At 60.1% G+C, this 14,182-nt stretch carries 16 protein-coding genes; 10 read left to right on the forward strand and 6 right to left on the reverse strand.

What is annotated here, in order from left to right:
• Positions 1–135: 135 nt before the first annotated feature.
• Together rhlB and V7773_RS04010 are read right to left on the reverse strand one after the other, a co-directional pair.
• On the reverse strand, positions 136–1,611 hold the full coding sequence (gene rhlB / locus V7773_RS04005) for an ATP-dependent RNA helicase RhlB (RefSeq protein ID WP_063324516.1): 1,476 nt from the start codon (positions 1,609–1,611) through the stop codon (positions 136–138).
• Positions 1,612–1,710: 99 nt separating this feature from the next.
• Positions 1,711–2,367, reverse strand: coding sequence for an alpha/beta hydrolase (locus tag V7773_RS04010; RefSeq protein WP_063324517.1), 657 nt, complete (start codon positions 2,365–2,367; stop codon positions 1,711–1,713).
• A gap of 473 nt (positions 2,368–2,840) precedes the next feature.
• Between V7773_RS04010 and V7773_RS04015 the strand changes: the two genes are divergently transcribed.
• The 4 genes from V7773_RS04015 to V7773_RS04030 all read left to right on the forward strand — a co-directional run bounded on the left by V7773_RS04015 (position 2,841) and on the right by V7773_RS04030 (position 7,003).
• On the forward strand, positions 2,841–3,872 hold the full coding sequence (locus tag V7773_RS04015; RefSeq protein WP_003205302.1) for an amino acid ABC transporter substrate-binding protein: 1,032 nt from the start codon (positions 2,841–2,843) through the stop codon (positions 3,870–3,872).
• 65 nt (positions 3,873–3,937) lie between these two features.
• A complete protein-coding gene (locus V7773_RS04020; protein WP_063324518.1) occupies positions 3,938–5,119 on the forward strand; it encodes an amino acid ABC transporter permease in 1,182 nt (393 codons plus the stop codon).
• A 10-nt stretch (positions 5,120–5,129) separates the two neighbouring features.
• Positions 5,130–6,227: an amino acid ABC transporter permease gene (locus V7773_RS04025; RefSeq protein ID WP_336072410.1), complete on the forward strand. Its 1,098-nt coding sequence runs from the start codon at positions 5,130–5,132 to the stop codon at positions 6,225–6,227.
• An 11-nt stretch (positions 6,228–6,238) separates the two neighbouring features.
• Positions 6,239–7,003, forward strand: a complete 765-nt coding sequence (locus tag V7773_RS04030; protein WP_003178331.1) for an amino acid ABC transporter ATP-binding protein — start codon at positions 6,239–6,241, stop codon at positions 7,001–7,003.
• Between the two features lie 59 nt (positions 7,004–7,062).
• Here the strand turns inward: V7773_RS04030 and V7773_RS04035 are convergent, their stop codons facing one another.
• Positions 7,063–7,545, reverse strand: a complete 483-nt coding sequence (locus V7773_RS04035; protein WP_003178333.1) for a type II toxin-antitoxin system MqsA family antitoxin — start codon at positions 7,543–7,545, stop codon at positions 7,063–7,065.
• The gene (locus V7773_RS04040) at positions 7,542–7,853 is read right to left on the reverse strand and encodes a type II toxin-antitoxin system MqsR family toxin (RefSeq protein ID WP_336072411.1); all 312 of its coding nucleotides are present in this window, start codon (positions 7,851–7,853) and stop codon (positions 7,542–7,544) included. Before V7773_RS04040 ends, V7773_RS04035 begins: the two co-directional genes overlap by 4 nt.
• A 164-nt stretch (positions 7,854–8,017) precedes the next feature.
• Between V7773_RS04040 and V7773_RS04045 the strand changes: the two genes are divergently transcribed.
• The 5 genes from V7773_RS04045 (at position 8,018) to V7773_RS04065 (ending at position 11,962) form a co-directional block, all read left to right on the forward strand.
• Entirely contained in the window at positions 8,018–8,677 is a 660-nt protein-coding gene (locus tag V7773_RS04045) for a FadR/GntR family transcriptional regulator (RefSeq protein WP_092146869.1), read from the forward strand.
• A gap of 43 nt (positions 8,678–8,720) precedes the next feature.
• Positions 8,721–10,025 (forward strand): CynX/NimT family MFS transporter, encoded by a 1,305-nt coding sequence (locus tag V7773_RS04050; RefSeq protein ID WP_092146871.1) that lies wholly within the window; start codon positions 8,721–8,723, stop codon positions 10,023–10,025.
• An 87-nt stretch (positions 10,026–10,112) separates the two neighbouring features.
• Positions 10,113–10,583: a nuclear transport factor 2 family protein gene (locus V7773_RS04055; RefSeq protein ID WP_063324522.1), complete on the forward strand. Its 471-nt coding sequence runs from the start codon at positions 10,113–10,115 to the stop codon at positions 10,581–10,583.
• A 40-nt stretch (positions 10,584–10,623) separates the two neighbouring features.
• A complete protein-coding gene (locus V7773_RS04060) occupies positions 10,624–10,947 on the forward strand; it encodes a GIY-YIG nuclease family protein (protein WP_063324523.1) in 324 nt (107 codons plus the stop codon).
• Positions 10,948–11,026: 79 nt separating this feature from the next.
• Entirely contained in the window at positions 11,027–11,962 is a 936-nt protein-coding gene (locus V7773_RS04065; protein ID WP_336072412.1) for a glutathione S-transferase family protein, read from the forward strand.
• A gap of 59 nt (positions 11,963–12,021) precedes the next feature.
• Here V7773_RS04065 and V7773_RS04070 read toward each other — a convergent pair whose 3' ends face one another.
• Positions 12,022–12,378, reverse strand: a complete 357-nt coding sequence (locus V7773_RS04070; RefSeq protein WP_336072413.1) for a glutaredoxin family protein — start codon at positions 12,376–12,378, stop codon at positions 12,022–12,024.
• Positions 12,378–13,382, reverse strand: a complete 1,005-nt coding sequence (yejK, locus tag V7773_RS04075) for a nucleoid-associated protein YejK (protein ID WP_336072414.1) — start codon at positions 13,380–13,382, stop codon at positions 12,378–12,380. The genes V7773_RS04070 and yejK overlap by 1 nt, the downstream gene beginning before the upstream one ends.
• Before the next feature lie 396 nt (positions 13,383–13,778).
• On the opposite strand from yejK, the gene V7773_RS04080 reads away from it, so the two are divergent.
• Positions 13,779–14,060, forward strand: coding sequence for an HU family DNA-binding protein (locus V7773_RS04080; RefSeq protein WP_003205289.1), 282 nt, complete (start codon positions 13,779–13,781; stop codon positions 14,058–14,060).
• The last annotated feature ends 122 nt before the right edge of the window (positions 14,061–14,182 follow it).

Raw genomic sequence — 14,182 nt, forward strand, 5'->3', positions numbered from 1 at the left:
GGGCTCCGGATGCTTGAGTAAACTGTTTTGTCCATTATGGACTTTTAGTTTACTTGGGCAATATCCCGAGGCAAAAAAAAGCGCAGCCTGTCTTGGCTGCGCTGATCGTTCCTACGCTCTGCGTCCGTCTCGATGCTAAGGGCGCTTGCGCTCGACCGGACGTAACAGGTGGGTCGGGGGCATTTCGCAACTGATCTTGCGGCCCAGCAACGCTTCGATCGACGGCAACTGGTAGGAGTCATCTTCGCCAGCGAAGCTGATCGAAACCCCGGCCGCCCCGGCACGACCGGTACGGCCGATGCGGTGCACGTAGTCGTCCGGCACTTCCGGCAGGGTGAAGTTGATCACGTGGCTGATGCCGTCGATGTGGATGCCGCGACCGGCCACGTCAGTGGCGACCAATACGCGGATCTTGCCTTCGCGGAAGCCTTCGAGGGTCTTGATGCGCTTGTGCTGGGGCACGTCGCCCGAGAGCTGGGCGGCGTTGACACCATCGCGCACCAGGCGTTCTTCGATGCGCCGCACTTCGTCCTTGCGGTTGGCGAACACCATCACGCGCTCCCAACCGTTGTCGTTGACCAGGTTGTAGAGCAGCTTGTACTTGTCGGCACCGGCGACTGCGTAGATATGTTGTTCGACGTTTTCGCTGGCGACGTTCTCGGCTTCGATCTCGACGATGGCCGGGTCGGTGGTCCACTGCTTGGCCAGGTTCATCACGTCCTCGGTGAAGGTGGCGGAGAACAGCAGGGTCTGGCGTTCGCTTTTCGGTGGCGTCTGGCGAATGATCTGCCGCACTTGCGGGATGAAGCCCATGTCGAGCATGCGGTCGGCTTCGTCCAGCACCATCACTTCGACCATGTCCAGGTGCACGTCGCCGCGCTGGTTGAAGTCCAGCAGGCGGCCCGGCGTGGCGACCAGGATGTCGCAGTGACGGGCTTCGAGGTGCTTGAGCTGCTTGTCGAAATCCATGCCGCCCACGAACGTCATGACGTTCAGGCCGGTGTACTTGGTCAGGTCGGCGGCGTCCTTGGCGATCTGCACTACCAGCTCGCGGGTCGGCGCGATGATCAGTGCCCGCGGTTCGCCCATGTAGCGTTCCTTGGGCGGTGGGGTCTGGAGCAGCTGGGTGATGATGGAAATCAGGAACGCGGCCGTCTTGCCGGTGCCGGTCTGGGCGCGACCGATGGCGTCTTTGCCGGCGAGGGTGTAACCGAGCACTTGCGCCTGGATCGGCGTGCAATAGGGGAAACCCAGGTCCTGGATGGCGTGCATCAGTTCCGGGGCGAGCTTGAAATCGTGGAAGCGGGTCTTGCCTTCCTGGGGTTCTACGACGAAGTCCTCGAGCTTCCAGGCGACGACCGGCGGTTTCGGTGCGCGTTCGCGGCGTGGCTTGGGGGCTTCGTTGCGTGGTTTTTCCGCTGCCGGGGCGGTGACAGGCTGTGCGGTTGGCGGTGTCATCGGCTCTTTTGTCACGCCTGCAACAGGTGCGGTGCGGTGCGGTTGTTGCGCATCGGTGCGGCTCGGGCCGTGGGTCGGCGCAGTGGAGCCAGGCGCGAGTTGCTCGGCCTCGCTTTTACCGAACATCTTCTTGAGTGCTTTGAGCACGGTCATCTCATCGATTGGTTAAGGAATGTACGCCGGCCAGTGTAATGCAAGAAACGGGCGCGGCGTAGTGTGATCGTCAAAGGACCGGCGTGGCGATCGGCGCTCTTAGCGCAACCGCTCGGCCAGCCAGGTGCCGATGTCGCGAATCTCCTCGGGTAACACTTCGTGGCCCATTGGGTATTCTTGCCATGTCACGGTGACACCATGCTGCTTTAAATACTCTTTCGCGGTCCGCCCCATGGGGTTGAGTACCACTTCGTCGTATTGCCCGTGCAGCGCCAGGACCGGAATGCGTTGCTGGCTGGCCGACAATTGCAGCTCATCGCTGAAAGTCGGGGCATAAGTAGACAGCGCGACCACGCCGCCCAGCGGGCCCTGCCATTTCACGAATGCCGTGTGATAGACGACCGCGCCGCCTTGGGAGAAACCCGCCAGGAAAATCCGCGAGGCGTCTATTCCGCTGGCTCGCTGGGTTTCGATCAGGTCGATGACCCGTTGTGCCGAAGCTTCGAGCTGCTGTTCGTCAATGGCCCGCGCGGGGCTCAAGGCGCGGATGTCGTACCAACTGGGCATCTCATAGCCGCCGTTGATCGTTACTGGTTGGGTCGGTGCCTGGGGCAGAACGAAACGTGTGGTAAGCAAACTTTGCTGCAACATTTCGGCGACTGGCAGGAAATCAAAACGATCGGCGCCCAGGCCGTGAAGCCAGATAACGCACGCGTCGGCAGTGCTGCTGGGCTCGAGAATCAGGGGGTCGGTCATGGTTGTGCTCCAAATCTGTGCGGGCGCGCCCAATCAGTGCGTGATTACAGTGCGTGTCCGGTGTCTCAGTTAATTAGATGTCGCAAAGTTGAAAGTTTTTGTCTTGACGTGTTTTACAAGGGCTAAGCGCAGCGGTCTGGTACGGGCTTTGCTATGGGTGTACCTGAGTGATGATTCTTACGCTGTGCGGTAACACTATCAGTTCACCGCTACGCATGGGATATCAGAAATCCGGTGATGAATGTTCGCCAGCAGCCGCTACGGGCTTCGCGAACGTGAAGGGCTACAGCCCGTTCGGCCGATTGGTGAGAGATGGGCATGACCGCTGTTTACGGACATCCTCATTATTAGACTCATAGCGAAGGTCCAGACGTCGGTTGACCCTAAAAAAAGCCAACAAGGGTCGGCAATGCCCCAAAAGGGTGCGACAGGGCTCGAGCTCCGACACAACAAGAGCAAAACTGGAGGTTTGAATGAAGTTACTGAAATCCACCCTGGCCGTCATGACCGCAGCAGCGGTCCTTGGTGTCAGCGGGTTCGCTCAGGCGGGTGCAACTCTGGATGCCGTGCAGAAAAAAGGTTTTGTGCAATGTGGTGTGAGTGATGGCCTGCCGGGTTTCTCGGTGCCTGATTCGACCGGCAAGATCGTCGGTATCGACGCTGACTTCTGCCGTGCCGTGGCCGCTGCTGTTTTTGGCGATGCGACCAAGGTCAAATTCAGCCAGTTGAACGCCAAGGAGCGCTTCACCGCGCTGCAATCGGGCGAAATCGACATGCTCTCGCGCAACTCCACCATGACCAGCTCCCGTGACGCGGGCATGGGCTTGAAATTCCCAGGCTTCATCACCTACTACGACGGCATCGGCTTCCTGGCGAACAATAAGCTGGGCGTCAAGAGCGCCAAGGAACTGGACGGTGCAACCATCTGCATCCAGGCCGGTACCACCACCGAGCTGAACGTTTCCGACTACTTCCGCGCCAACGGCCTGAAGTACACCCCGATCACTTTCGACACCTCCGATGAAAGCGCCAAGTCGCTGGAATCCGGTCGTTGCGACGTGCTGACCTCGGACAAATCCCAGCTGTTCGCCCAGCGCAGCAAGCTGGCTTCGCCAAAGGACTACGTGGTTCTGCCGGAAACCATTTCCAAGGAGCCCCTGGGCCCAGTCGTGCGTAACGGCGACGACGAGTGGCTGGCCATTGTCCGTTGGACTGGCTACGCCTTGCTCAACGCTGAAGAAGCGGGTGTGACCTCGAAGAACGTCGAGGCCGAAGCCAAGTCCACCAAGAACCCTGACGTCGCTCGTATGCTGGGCGCTGACGGTGAATACGGCAAAGACCTGAAACTGCCGAAAGACTGGGTTGTGCAGATCGTCAAGCAGGTCGGCAACTACGGTGAAATGTTCGAGCGCAACCTCGGCAAGGGCACTCCGCTGGAAATCGATCGCGGCTTGAACGCTCTGTGGAACGCTGGCGGCATTCAATACGCACCACCAGTGCGCTGATGGTTCTATCACCCGGTGGGCCAACCACCGGGTGATGTTCTGTTCCATTCTTTGCGGGGCACTTCATGCAAAATTCAATCGGCGCACCTAAGCAGAGGCTCAGCCTCAGCGATCCACGAGTGCGTGCGTGGGTATTTCAAGTCGTCACTGTCGTGGCGGTTATCGCGCTGGGCTGGTTTCTGTTCGATAACACACAAACCAATCTTCAGCACCGAGGCATCACCTCCGGTTTCGGCTTCCTGGAGCGCAGTGCCGGTTTCGGCATCGCCCAACACCTGATCGACTACACCGAAGCGGACAGCTATGCCCGGGTCTTTCTCATTGGGTTGCTCAACACGCTGCTGGTCACGTTCATCGGCGTGATCCTGGCAACCATCCTGGGGTTCATTATCGGCGTGGCACGGCTGTCGCAGAACTGGATCATCTCCAAGCTGGCAACCGTTTATGTCGAGGTTTTCCGTAATATCCCGCCACTGCTGCAAATCCTGTTCTGGTACTTCGCGGTATTCCTGAGCATGCCAGGACCGCGGGCCGCCCATAACTTCGGCGACACCTTCTTTGTCAGCAGCCGGGGTCTGAACATGCCTGCCGCGCTGGTGGCCGAAGGGTTCTGGCCATTCGTGATCAGCGTAGTGCTGGCGATCGTCGCCATCGTGCTGATGACGCGCTGGGCCAACAAGCGTTTCGAAGCGACAGGCGAGCCGTTTCATAAGTTCTGGGTCGGCCTGGCGTTGTTCCTGGTGATCCCGGCGTTGAGCGCGCTGCTTTTTGGTGCGCCGGTGCATTGGGAAATGCCGGAGCTCAAGGGCTTCAACTTCGTCGGTGGCTGGGTGCTGATCCCGGAACTGCTGGCCTTGACCCTGGCCTTGACCGTGTACACCGCGGCGTTCATCGCCGAGATCGTGCGCTCGGGCATCAAGTCGGTCAGCCACGGTCAGACTGAAGCCGCCCGTTCCCTGGGACTGCGCAACGGTCCGACCCTGCGCAAAGTGATCATCCCGCAGGCCCTGCGTGTGATCATTCCGCCGTTGACCAGCCAATACCTGAACCTGGCGAAAAACTCCTCCCTGGCGGCCGGTATCGGCTACCCGGAAATGGTTTCGCTGTTTGCCGGCACAGTGTTGAACCAGACGGGCCAGGCCATCGAGGTGATTGCGATCACCATGAGTGTGTACCTGGCGATCAGTATCAGCATTTCGTTGCTGATGAACTGGTACAACAAGCGCATTGCGCTGATCGAGCGGTGAGGAAACGCGCATGACGACTCATACTTTCAAACCAGACATGCCCCCGCCGGGCAGCAGCATCGGCGTGGTGGCGTGGATGCGCGCCAACATGTTCTCCAGCTGGATCAACACGCTGCTGACCCTGTTCGCGTTCTACCTGATCTACCTGATCGTGCCGCCCCTGGTGCAATGGGCGATCCTCGATGCCAACTGGGTCGGTACCACCCGCGCCGACTGCACCAAGGAAGGCGCCTGCTGGGTCTTCATCCAGCAGCGCTTCGGGCAGTTCATGTACGGCTACTACCCGGCAGACCTGCGCTGGCGCGTCGACCTGACCGTGTGGCTGGCAGTGATCGGTGTGGCGCCGTTGTTCATCTCGCGCTTCCCGCGCAAGGCAATCTACGGCCTGAGTTTCCTGGTGCTGTATCCGATCATCGCTTGGTGCCTGCTGCACGGCGGCGTGTTCGGCCTGGACGCCGTGGCGACCAGCCAATGGGGTGGCCTGATGCTGACCCTGGTGATCGCGACCGTCGGTATTGTCGGCGCCTTGCCACTGGGCATCGTCCTGGCGCTGGGGCGACGTTCGAACATGCCGGCGATTCGCGTGGTCTGCGTGACCTTCATCGAGTTCTGGCGCGGTGTGCCGTTGATCACAGTGCTGTTCATGTCCTCGGTGATGCTGCCGCTGTTCCTGCCTGAAGGCATGAACTTCGACAAGCTGCTGCGGGCGCTGATCGGGGTGATCCTGTTCCAGTCGGCCTACATTGCCGAAGTGGTACGTGGTGGCCTGCAAGCCATTCCCAAGGGGCAATACGAGGCGGCCGCGGCGATGGGCCTGGGTTACTGGCGCAGCATGGGCCTGGTGATTCTGCCGCAAGCCCTGAAGCTGGTGATCCCGGGTATCGTCAACACCTTCATTGCGTTGTTCAAGGACACGAGCCTGGTGATCATCATCGGCCTGTTCGACCTGCTCAACAGCGTGAAACAAGCTGCCGCCGACCCGAAATGGCTGGGCATGGCCACTGAAGGCTATGTGTTCGCCGCCCTGGTGTTCTGGATTTTCTGTTTTGGTATGTCCCGCTATTCCATGCATTTGGAACGCAAGCTGGACACTGGCCACAAGCGTTAGGAGCGTAGTTTATGAGTGAAGCGATCAAACAGCCTGTGAGCCCTGAAGGCATTATTCAGATGCAGGGCGTCAATAAGTGGTACGGCCAGTTCCATGTGTTGAAAGACATCAACCTGAACGTCAAGCAGGGCGAGCGTATCGTGCTGTGCGGCCCGTCGGGCTCCGGCAAGTCCACCACCATCCGCTGCCTCAACCGCCTGGAAGAGCACCAGCAGGGTCGCATCGTGGTCGACGGCGTGGAACTGACCAACGACCTCAAGCAGATCGAAGCGATCCGCCGTGAAGTCGGCATGGTGTTCCAGCACTTCAACCTGTTCCCGCACCTGACCATCCTGCAGAACTGCACCCTGGCGCCGATGTGGGTACGCAAGATGCCCAAGCGCAAGGCCGAGGAAATCGCCATGCATTACCTGGAGCGCGTACGCATTCCAGAGCAGGCGCACAAGTACCCGGGCCAGCTCTCCGGTGGTCAGCAGCAACGTGTGGCTATCGCCCGTGCCCTGTGCATGAAGCCGAAAATCATGCTGTTCGACGAGCCGACCTCGGCTCTCGACCCGGAAATGGTGAAGGAAGTACTCGACACCATGATCGGCTTGGCCGAAGACGGCATGACCATGCTCTGCGTGACCCACGAAATGGGCTTTGCCCGCACCGTGGCCAACCGCGTGATCTTCATGGACAAGGGTGAAATCGTCGAACAGGCCGCGCCGAACGACTTCTTCGACAACCCGCAGAACGACCGCACCAAGCTGTTCCTGAGCCAGATCCTGCATTGATCCGGCCTTAGGCAGTGAAACAAACCCGGACTTGTCCGGGTTTGTTTTTAATAGGCCGCTCAGCAAGCCGTGAGGGTCTCGTGTTCCTTGTGCACCGTCGTCTTGAATTGCCGCAAGTCTGCGTCTTCAGCGAAGGCATGGACATCGGCAAGCAAATGCGGATAGCGATCAAGCAGGCGCATCAGCAAGATCAACGCCTTGGGTGGCACTACCTCGCCGCGCTCGTAGCGGGAAAACGCATTGTGTCCACCGCCCGATAGCAGCAGTACCGCTTCCTTTTGCGATAGATGCAGTTTGCGCCGGACACGTTTGATCTCTTCGCCGATCATTCGCCTGGCCGCGTTGACCAGCTCATCACCTGCGTGGTCGTAGCGATCCGAGCAGCTTGAATCGAGCTCGACTTCGCCGCACATCTGACATTCCCAGCCAGACAAGTCATCGACCCGGCGTTCCAGTCCCTTGACGCTCATGGTTTCGCCGCGACCTTCGAAATGCAACATGCCTTCCGGGGCACCACAGCTGAAGCATTGCTGGTGTTTCATGAGTTTCTCTCCTTGAAGGAAATTACCGGTGGGCCTCCGCTGGGGCGGTACGTCACCTTCAGGTAAATCTGCAGACCGTGTGAATTGGCGTGGTAGACGTCATGCCAGACTCGATGATCGTCATAGGTGGTCATCGATTTGTAGAACTGTTTTCGCTCAAGCCCATGAATGACCTGCTGCATGTCCGAGACGTTTAAACCGAGCGTCCGAGCAGTGTTCTTCGCAGTGCTGGTGAACGCTTTCCCTTTAAGCCGCCTGACATCTGCCTGTATCGCCGCCAGGGCGTAGTGGGGTGTGTTCTTTTCCATGGAACGGCGTGCCTTGTCCTTAAAATTACCCTCAAAGGGTAATTTTGACTAATCGAAAATCTCGTTTCTTTACCTCCCGTTGACCCTAGGCGGTTGCCGTCCTACGCGAAGCTGACTAACATGTCAGAAAATTCATCCTATGATTGGATGAAAGGGCGAATTCTATGTCAGCTATTTCTCCATTGATGAAACGCTCCCTGGTCGACCAGGCCTTGGAACAATTGCGTCGGCGTATCAGCGATGGTGTGTGGGGCGTCGGCCAGCGCTTGCCCACCGAGCCGGAGTTGGTGGCGGAGCTGGGTATCAGCCGCAACACCGTGCGGGAAGCCATGCGCGTGCTGGCGTTTTCCGGGTTGATCGAGATCCGCCAGGGCGATGGCAGCTACGTGCGGGCGGTGGTTGATCCGCTGGATACGCTCAAGGTGCTATCCCGTTGTTCGCTGGAACAGGCCCGGGAAACCCGGCATATCCTGGAGGTGGAGGCCATTGGCCTGGCGGCGGTGCGGCGCACCGATGAGGATCTACTTGCCTTGCGCCGGGCGCTGCAAGACAGCGGTGAGCATTATCACGGCGACCTGGAGCAGTACATCGCCTGCGACCTGGTGTTCCACCGCCTCTTGGTAGATGCCGCGCACAACCCTGCGCTCAGTGAACTCTATCGCTACTTCTCCAGCGTCATCGGCGCACAGTTGCGCCAGAGCCTCAATATCGCCCCGCGTCATCAACATGTCTTCGACCTGCACGTCGAAATCCTGGACGCCGTCGAGCAACAGGACCCGCAACGGGCCAAGTCCCTGTGTCGCCAGTTGATCAATGAACCCTGAGCGCTTGAAACCCTGAGCCCCGAACCCCGAACCCGAGCTTTCCATGTCCCGCGACCTGCTTGACCCTGCCACTTCGACGGCGCCCAAACGCGCCGCCGAACTTGAAGAACTGTTGATCGACGCCGAGGCCGACGATGAGCAGGCCCAGCAGCGCCCTCCGTTGGTGCGCCGGCCCTGGCTGTTGCTGCTCGGGCTGATCCTGGTGGCGCTGAACCTGCGTCCGGCATTGTCGAGCATGGCGCCGTTGCTCAGCGAAGTGTCAAGAAGCCTCGACCTGTCGGCTGCCCAGGCCGGTTTGCTGACCACATTGCCTGTGCTTTGCCTGGGCCTGTTCGCGCCGCTGGCGCCGGTGCTGGCGCGGCGCTTCGGTGCCGAGCGCGTGGTGCTGGGGATCTTGTTGACGCTGGCGGGCGGGATTGTCTTGCGCAGCGCCTTCGGCCAGGTCGGGCTGTTTGTCGGCAGTATCCTGGCCGGCGCGAGTATTGGTGTGATCGGCGTGCTGTTGCCGGGCATCGTCAAGCGCGACTTCGCCAAGCAGGCCGGCACCATGACCGGCGTCTACACCATGGCTTTGTGCCTGGGCGCGGCGATGGCGGCCGGGGCGACCGTGCCGCTGAGCGAGCAGCTTGGCCACAGCTGGGCCTTGGGCCTGGGTTTCTGGGTGGTCCCGGCGCTGCTGGCCTCGGTGTTCTGGTTACCGCAAGTGGGCGAGAAACACGGTGCCCACCAAGTGGCTTATCGAGTCCGCGGCTTGCTGCGTGATCCCCTGGCCTGGCAAGTGACGTTGTACATGGGGCTGCAATCGTCCCTGGCCTACATCGTCTTTGGCTGGCTGCCGTCGATCCTGATTGGACGTGGCCTGACGCCGACCCAGGCCGGGCTCGTGCTATCCGGTTCGGTCATCGTGCAGTTGATCAGTTCCCTCGCGGCGCCCTGGTTGGCAACACGTGGCAAGGACCAGCGCCTGGCCATCGTGATCGTCATGCTCATGGTCCTGGGCGGGTTGTTCGGTAGCCTCTACGCTCCGCTCGATGGCTTGTGGGGCTGGGCGATCCTGCTGGGCTTGGGACAGGGCGGATCATTCAGCCTGGCGCTCACACTGATCGTGTTGCGTTCGCGGGACGCCCACGTGGCCGCCAACCTTTCCGGCATGGCCCAGGGTTTCGGTTATACGCTGGCGTCGCTGGGGCCGTTCGCGGTGGGTGTGGTCCACGACTTGACCGGCGGCTGGAACGCCCTGGGCTGGATCTTCGGCCTGGTTGGCCTGGGGGCGATCATCGCCGGCATCGGCGCAGGCCGGGCGTTGTACGTCGGGGTCAGCAGCGAAAGGGTCGCTGATCTTCGTTGATATCATTTTCATGGCGAATGACGATAGTCTTCCCGGCGGCGGCAGATTATCGTGCTGGCCTACTGAAACGTTTTTCGGAGCCTGTCCATGAGTGATGCCCACAACGCCTTGATCAGCCGTTTTTACCAGGCCTTCCAACGCCTGGACGCCGAAGCCATGAGCGCTTGCTACACCGACGACGTGCTGTTCAGCGACCCGGCGTTCGGCGAGCTGCGCGGGCGCGATGCCGGCGACATGTGGCGCATGCTGACGACCCGGGCCAAGGACTTTTCCCTGACCTTCGATAACGTGCGCAGTGATGAGCGTACCGGTGGTGCTCATTGGGTGGCGACGTACTTGTTCAGCCAGACCGGCAACGTGGTGATCAATGACATTCAGGCACGCTTCGTTTTTCGCGACGGCAAGATCTGCGAGCACCACGACAGCTTCGATCTGTGGCGCTGGTCTCGCCAGGCATTGGGTGCCAAGGGCCTGTTGCTGGGCTGGACACCACTGGTACGTAACGCCGTCAGGGCCCAGGCGCTCAAGGGGCTGCGGGCGTTCCAGGCCAGTCGCTGATAAGATCGCGGCTTGTCTTTGCCGACCTGTTGAACATCTAGTGACGATCGCCACCCCCTCTCCCGATCTGCCAGCACAAGGCCCCGCCGAACCGGACAAACCCTGGTTCGTCTACCTGGTGCGGGCGGCCAACGGTTCGCTGTACTGCGGCATCAGCGATGACCCGGTGCGGCGTTTCGCCAAGCATCAAAGTGGCAAGGGTGCACGTTTCTTCCTTTCCAGCCCGGCAGTGGCTTTGGTGTACACCGAGGCCTGTCGCGACAAGGGCGAGGCCCTGCGCCAGGAGCGGCTGATCAAAAAACTCAAGAAAAGCGCCAAGGAATGCCTGGTGGCCAGTGCGCTGTCGCTCGATCAGCCGGGCTGATAGGCCTTTATCAGGCCGGTAGGCTGTCCCGATCAGGCGCGCTAAGCTGTAGGACTTCATTCCTGCAGTGGCTAATCTCATGTCAGAGCTGATCCTTCATCATTACCCTACGTCTCCTTTCGCGGAAAAGGCCCGGCTGCTGCTGGGCTTCAAGGGGCTGTCCTGGCGTTCGGTGAGCATCCCGCCGATGATGCCCAAGCCTGACCTGACGGCGCTGACGGGTGGCTACCGCAAGACGCCGGTGTTGCAGGTCGGCGCGGATATCTATTGCGATACGTCGCTGATGGCCCGCCGCCTGGAGCAGGAAAAAGCTTCGCCGGCGCTGTTCCCCGAAGGCCGGGAAATGCTTGCCGCATCCTTTGCTGCGTGGGCCGATTCGGTGGTGTTCCAGCATGCGGTGAGCCTGGTGTTCCAGCCGGAATCGGTGGCGGTGCGGTTCGCCAAGCTATCGCCCGAAGCGATCAAGGCGTTCATCAGCGACCGCGCCGGGCTGTTCAGTGGCGGCACGACGACACGCTTGGCCGCCGAGCAGGCCAAGCACCAATGGCCGACGATCATGGCGCGTCTCGAGCAACAGTTGCAGCGCGAGGAGGGCGATTTCCTGTTGGGTGATCCGTCGATTGCCGACTTCGCCATGGCCCATCCACTGTGGTTCCTCAAGGGCACTCCGATCACCTCGTCGCTGGTGGATGCCTATCCGGCTGTCTCGGCCTGGTTGGCGCGGGTGTTGGGTTTCGGCCATGGTGCCTCGAGCCAGATGAGTGCCGAAGAAGCCTTGGACGTTGCCCGCAACGCGACGCCGCAAGCGCTGCCGGATGAGTCGTTCGAAGAGCCGAACGGGTTCACGGCAGGACAACAGGTGAGTATCGCTGCGACCGACTATGGCGTCGATCCGGTGGTCGGGGAGTTGTTGTTCGCTGGCCGCGAAGAATTGATCCTGCGTCGCGAAGATGAGCGTGGCGGGGTGGTGCATGTGCACTTTCCGCGGTTCGGGTTTCGGATCGAGGCGCGCTGAGCGACGAATGACCTGTGGAAGCGAGCAAGCTCGCTCCCACATGGGATTTGCGGCGATGACTAGATGGCAGATAACGCCTTGAGAATATGCTCCGGCTCATACCCACGCATCAACGTGCCATTCACATCGAGGATTGGAATCCCCCGGCCTCCCAACGCCTCGTAGGCTTTGCGCGCCTCGGTGTCCTTCTCGATATCGAACTCGCGAAACGGCACGCCTTTCTCATCCAGGAACCGCCGGGTGGCCTTGCAGTAGCCGCACCAGTCGGTGGCATACAGCACGACGCGGGCGTTGCTGCGAATCTGCTCGGAAACCATCTGTGACGGGTTGAATACCCGCTCGATCTTGCCCCAGTTCTGGTAGGCCACCACCACCAGCAGAATCAGCAGGAATTTCTTCAGCACCCTACCAAACATCAATTACGCCGCTTGAGCTGGTCGGTCAGCGACGTGGGCAGGCCCTTGATGATCAACGTACCGGCTTCTTCGTCGTACTCGATCTTGGAGCCCAGCAAGTGCGCTTCGAAGCTGATGGACAAGCCCTCAGCGCGACCAGTGAAGCGGCGGAACTGGTTGAGGGTGCGTTTATCCGCCGGGATTTCCGGCGACAACCCGTAGTCCTTGTTGCGGATGTGATCGTAGAAGGCTTTCGGTCGATCTTCATCGATCAGCTCGGACAGTTCTTCCAGGCCCATCGGCTCGCCGAGTTTGGCCTGGCTGCTGGCGTAGTCGACCAGGGTCTTGGTCTTTTCCCGGGCATCGTCTTCCGGCAGGTCTTCACTTTCGACGAAGTCACTGAAGGCCTTGAGCAGGGTGCGGGTCTCACCGGGGCCGTCGACACCTTCCTGGCAGCCGATGAAATCACGGAAATATTCCGAGACCTTCTTGCCGTTCTTGCCCTTGATGAACGAGATGTATTGCTTCGAGTGCTTGTTGTTCTGCCATTCCGACACATTGATCCGTGCCGCCAGGTGCAACTGGCCCAGGTCCAGGTGGCGGGACGGGGTCACGTCCAGCTCATCGGTCACTGCCACACCTTCGCTGTGGTGCAGCAGGGCGATGGCCAGGTAGTCGGTCATGCCTTGTTGGTAATGCGCGAACAGCACGTGGCCGCCCACCGACAGGTTGGACTCTTCCATCAGTTTTTGCAGGTGTTCCACCGCCACGCGACTGAAGGCGGTGAAGTCCTTGCCGCCGTCCAGGTACTCCTTCAGCCAGCCGCTGAACGGATGCGCCCCGGACTCGGCATGGAAAAAGCCCCAGGCCTTGCCTTGCTTGGCGTTATAGCTCTCGTTGAGGTCGGCGAGCATGTTCTCGATGGCCGTGGACTCTGCCAGTTCGGAGTCGCGGGCATGGAGCACAGCAGGGGTGCCGTCGGGTTTTTTGTCGATCAGGTGGACGATGCAATGACGGATCGGCATGGATTTCTCGGCTGTTGAAAGAGAGGAGGGCGCGCTCCCCGAAAAGGGGCCCAGTGTACCGCAATCACTGGTTTTGGAACCCGGCAAAGGCCCTTTCAGACCCGTCCGACATCCTATATGCATTTTTTTAACGTTTTAGCGCAAGAAAGCTGACCAAATGGGTAGCTAGAGGCGGATATTTCAGAGGCGTTGTGCTAGTTTTGCCCGGTCTTACGCGAAGTCACTGCGTTAAGCGTGCATTCAGCATCTGTCAGGTCGAACCAATCCCGGTTTTCGGCATCTATTACCCCGATCCGTCGTGGTGATTGCCGAGGGTGCCTGATCAAGAGAGATCGGGCTCGATGGCTGACACTGCACTCTGCAATCCATATGAATTTGATAGGGAAGGAACACTACATGGCTCTTACTAAAGACCAACTGATCGCTGATTTGGCTGAATCTGTAGACGCACCAAAAGCTACCGTGCGTTCGCTGCTGGACCAACTGGGCCAAGTCGTTGCCGATCAGCTGGAAAATGGCGGCGAAATCACTCTGCCAGGTGTTGGCAAGCTGAAAGTCACCGAGCGTCCTGCCCGTACCGGCCGCAACCCTTCGACTGGCGCTGCCATCGAAATCGCTGCCAAGAAAGTGATCAAGCTGGTTGTGGCCAAAGGCCTGACCGACGCGGTCAACAAGTAAGACCGCAGTAAAAAAAACCGTGCCTCGGAGCGATCCGGGCACGGTTTTTTGTTGCCTCGAAGAAAGTGGCCTGTGGCGAGGGAGCTTGCTCCCGCTGGGCTGCGCAGCAGCCCCCTCTCAAA

The sequence above is a fragment of the Pseudomonas sp. 3JA genome, from assembly GCF_036961705.1.
GTDB classification, from domain to species: Bacteria; Pseudomonadota; Gammaproteobacteria; order Pseudomonadales; family Pseudomonadaceae; genus Aquipseudomonas; species Aquipseudomonas fluorescens_Q.

What these genes read in the sequence shown, in the direction of transcription:
- V7773_RS04045 (WP_092146869.1), top strand. Translation starts at nt 8,018, where the DNA reads ATGTCAGCTATTTCTCCATTGATGAAACGCTCCCTGGTCGACCAGGCC.
- V7773_RS04030 (WP_003178331.1), top strand. Translation starts at nt 6,239, where the DNA reads ATGAGTGAAGCGATCAAACAGCCTGTGAGCCCTGAAGGCATTATTCAG.
- V7773_RS04065 (WP_336072412.1), top strand. Translation starts at nt 11,027, where the DNA reads ATGTCAGAGCTGATCCTTCATCATTACCCTACGTCTCCTTTCGCGGAA.
- V7773_RS04015 (WP_003205302.1), top strand. Translation starts at nt 2,841, where the DNA reads ATGAAGTTACTGAAATCCACCCTGGCCGTCATGACCGCAGCAGCGGTC.
- V7773_RS04070 (WP_336072413.1), bottom strand. Translation starts at nt 12,378, where the DNA reads ATGTTTGGTAGGGTGCTGAAGAAATTCCTGCTGATTCTGCTGGTGGTG.
- V7773_RS04040 (WP_336072411.1), bottom strand. Translation starts at nt 7,853, where the DNA reads ATGGAAAAGAACACACCCCACTACGCCCTGGCGGCGATACAGGCAGAT.
- V7773_RS04080 (WP_003205289.1), top strand. Translation starts at nt 13,779, where the DNA reads ATGGCTCTTACTAAAGACCAACTGATCGCTGATTTGGCTGAATCTGTA.
- yejK (WP_336072414.1), bottom strand. Translation starts at nt 13,382, where the DNA reads ATGCCGATCCGTCATTGCATCGTCCACCTGATCGACAAAAAACCCGAC.
- V7773_RS04050 (WP_092146871.1), top strand. Translation starts at nt 8,721, where the DNA reads ATGTCCCGCGACCTGCTTGACCCTGCCACTTCGACGGCGCCCAAACGC.
- V7773_RS04010 (WP_063324517.1), bottom strand. Translation starts at nt 2,367, where the DNA reads ATGACCGACCCCCTGATTCTCGAGCCCAGCAGCACTGCCGACGCGTGC.
- rhlB (WP_063324516.1), bottom strand. Translation starts at nt 1,611, where the DNA reads ATGACCGTGCTCAAAGCACTCAAGAAGATGTTCGGTAAAAGCGAGGCC.
- V7773_RS04025 (WP_336072410.1), top strand. Translation starts at nt 5,130, where the DNA reads ATGACGACTCATACTTTCAAACCAGACATGCCCCCGCCGGGCAGCAGC.
- V7773_RS04020 (WP_063324518.1), top strand. Translation starts at nt 3,938, where the DNA reads ATGCAAAATTCAATCGGCGCACCTAAGCAGAGGCTCAGCCTCAGCGAT.
- V7773_RS04035 (WP_003178333.1), bottom strand. Translation starts at nt 7,545, where the DNA reads ATGAAACACCAGCAATGCTTCAGCTGTGGTGCCCCGGAAGGCATGTTG.
- V7773_RS04055 (WP_063324522.1), top strand. Translation starts at nt 10,113, where the DNA reads ATGAGTGATGCCCACAACGCCTTGATCAGCCGTTTTTACCAGGCCTTC.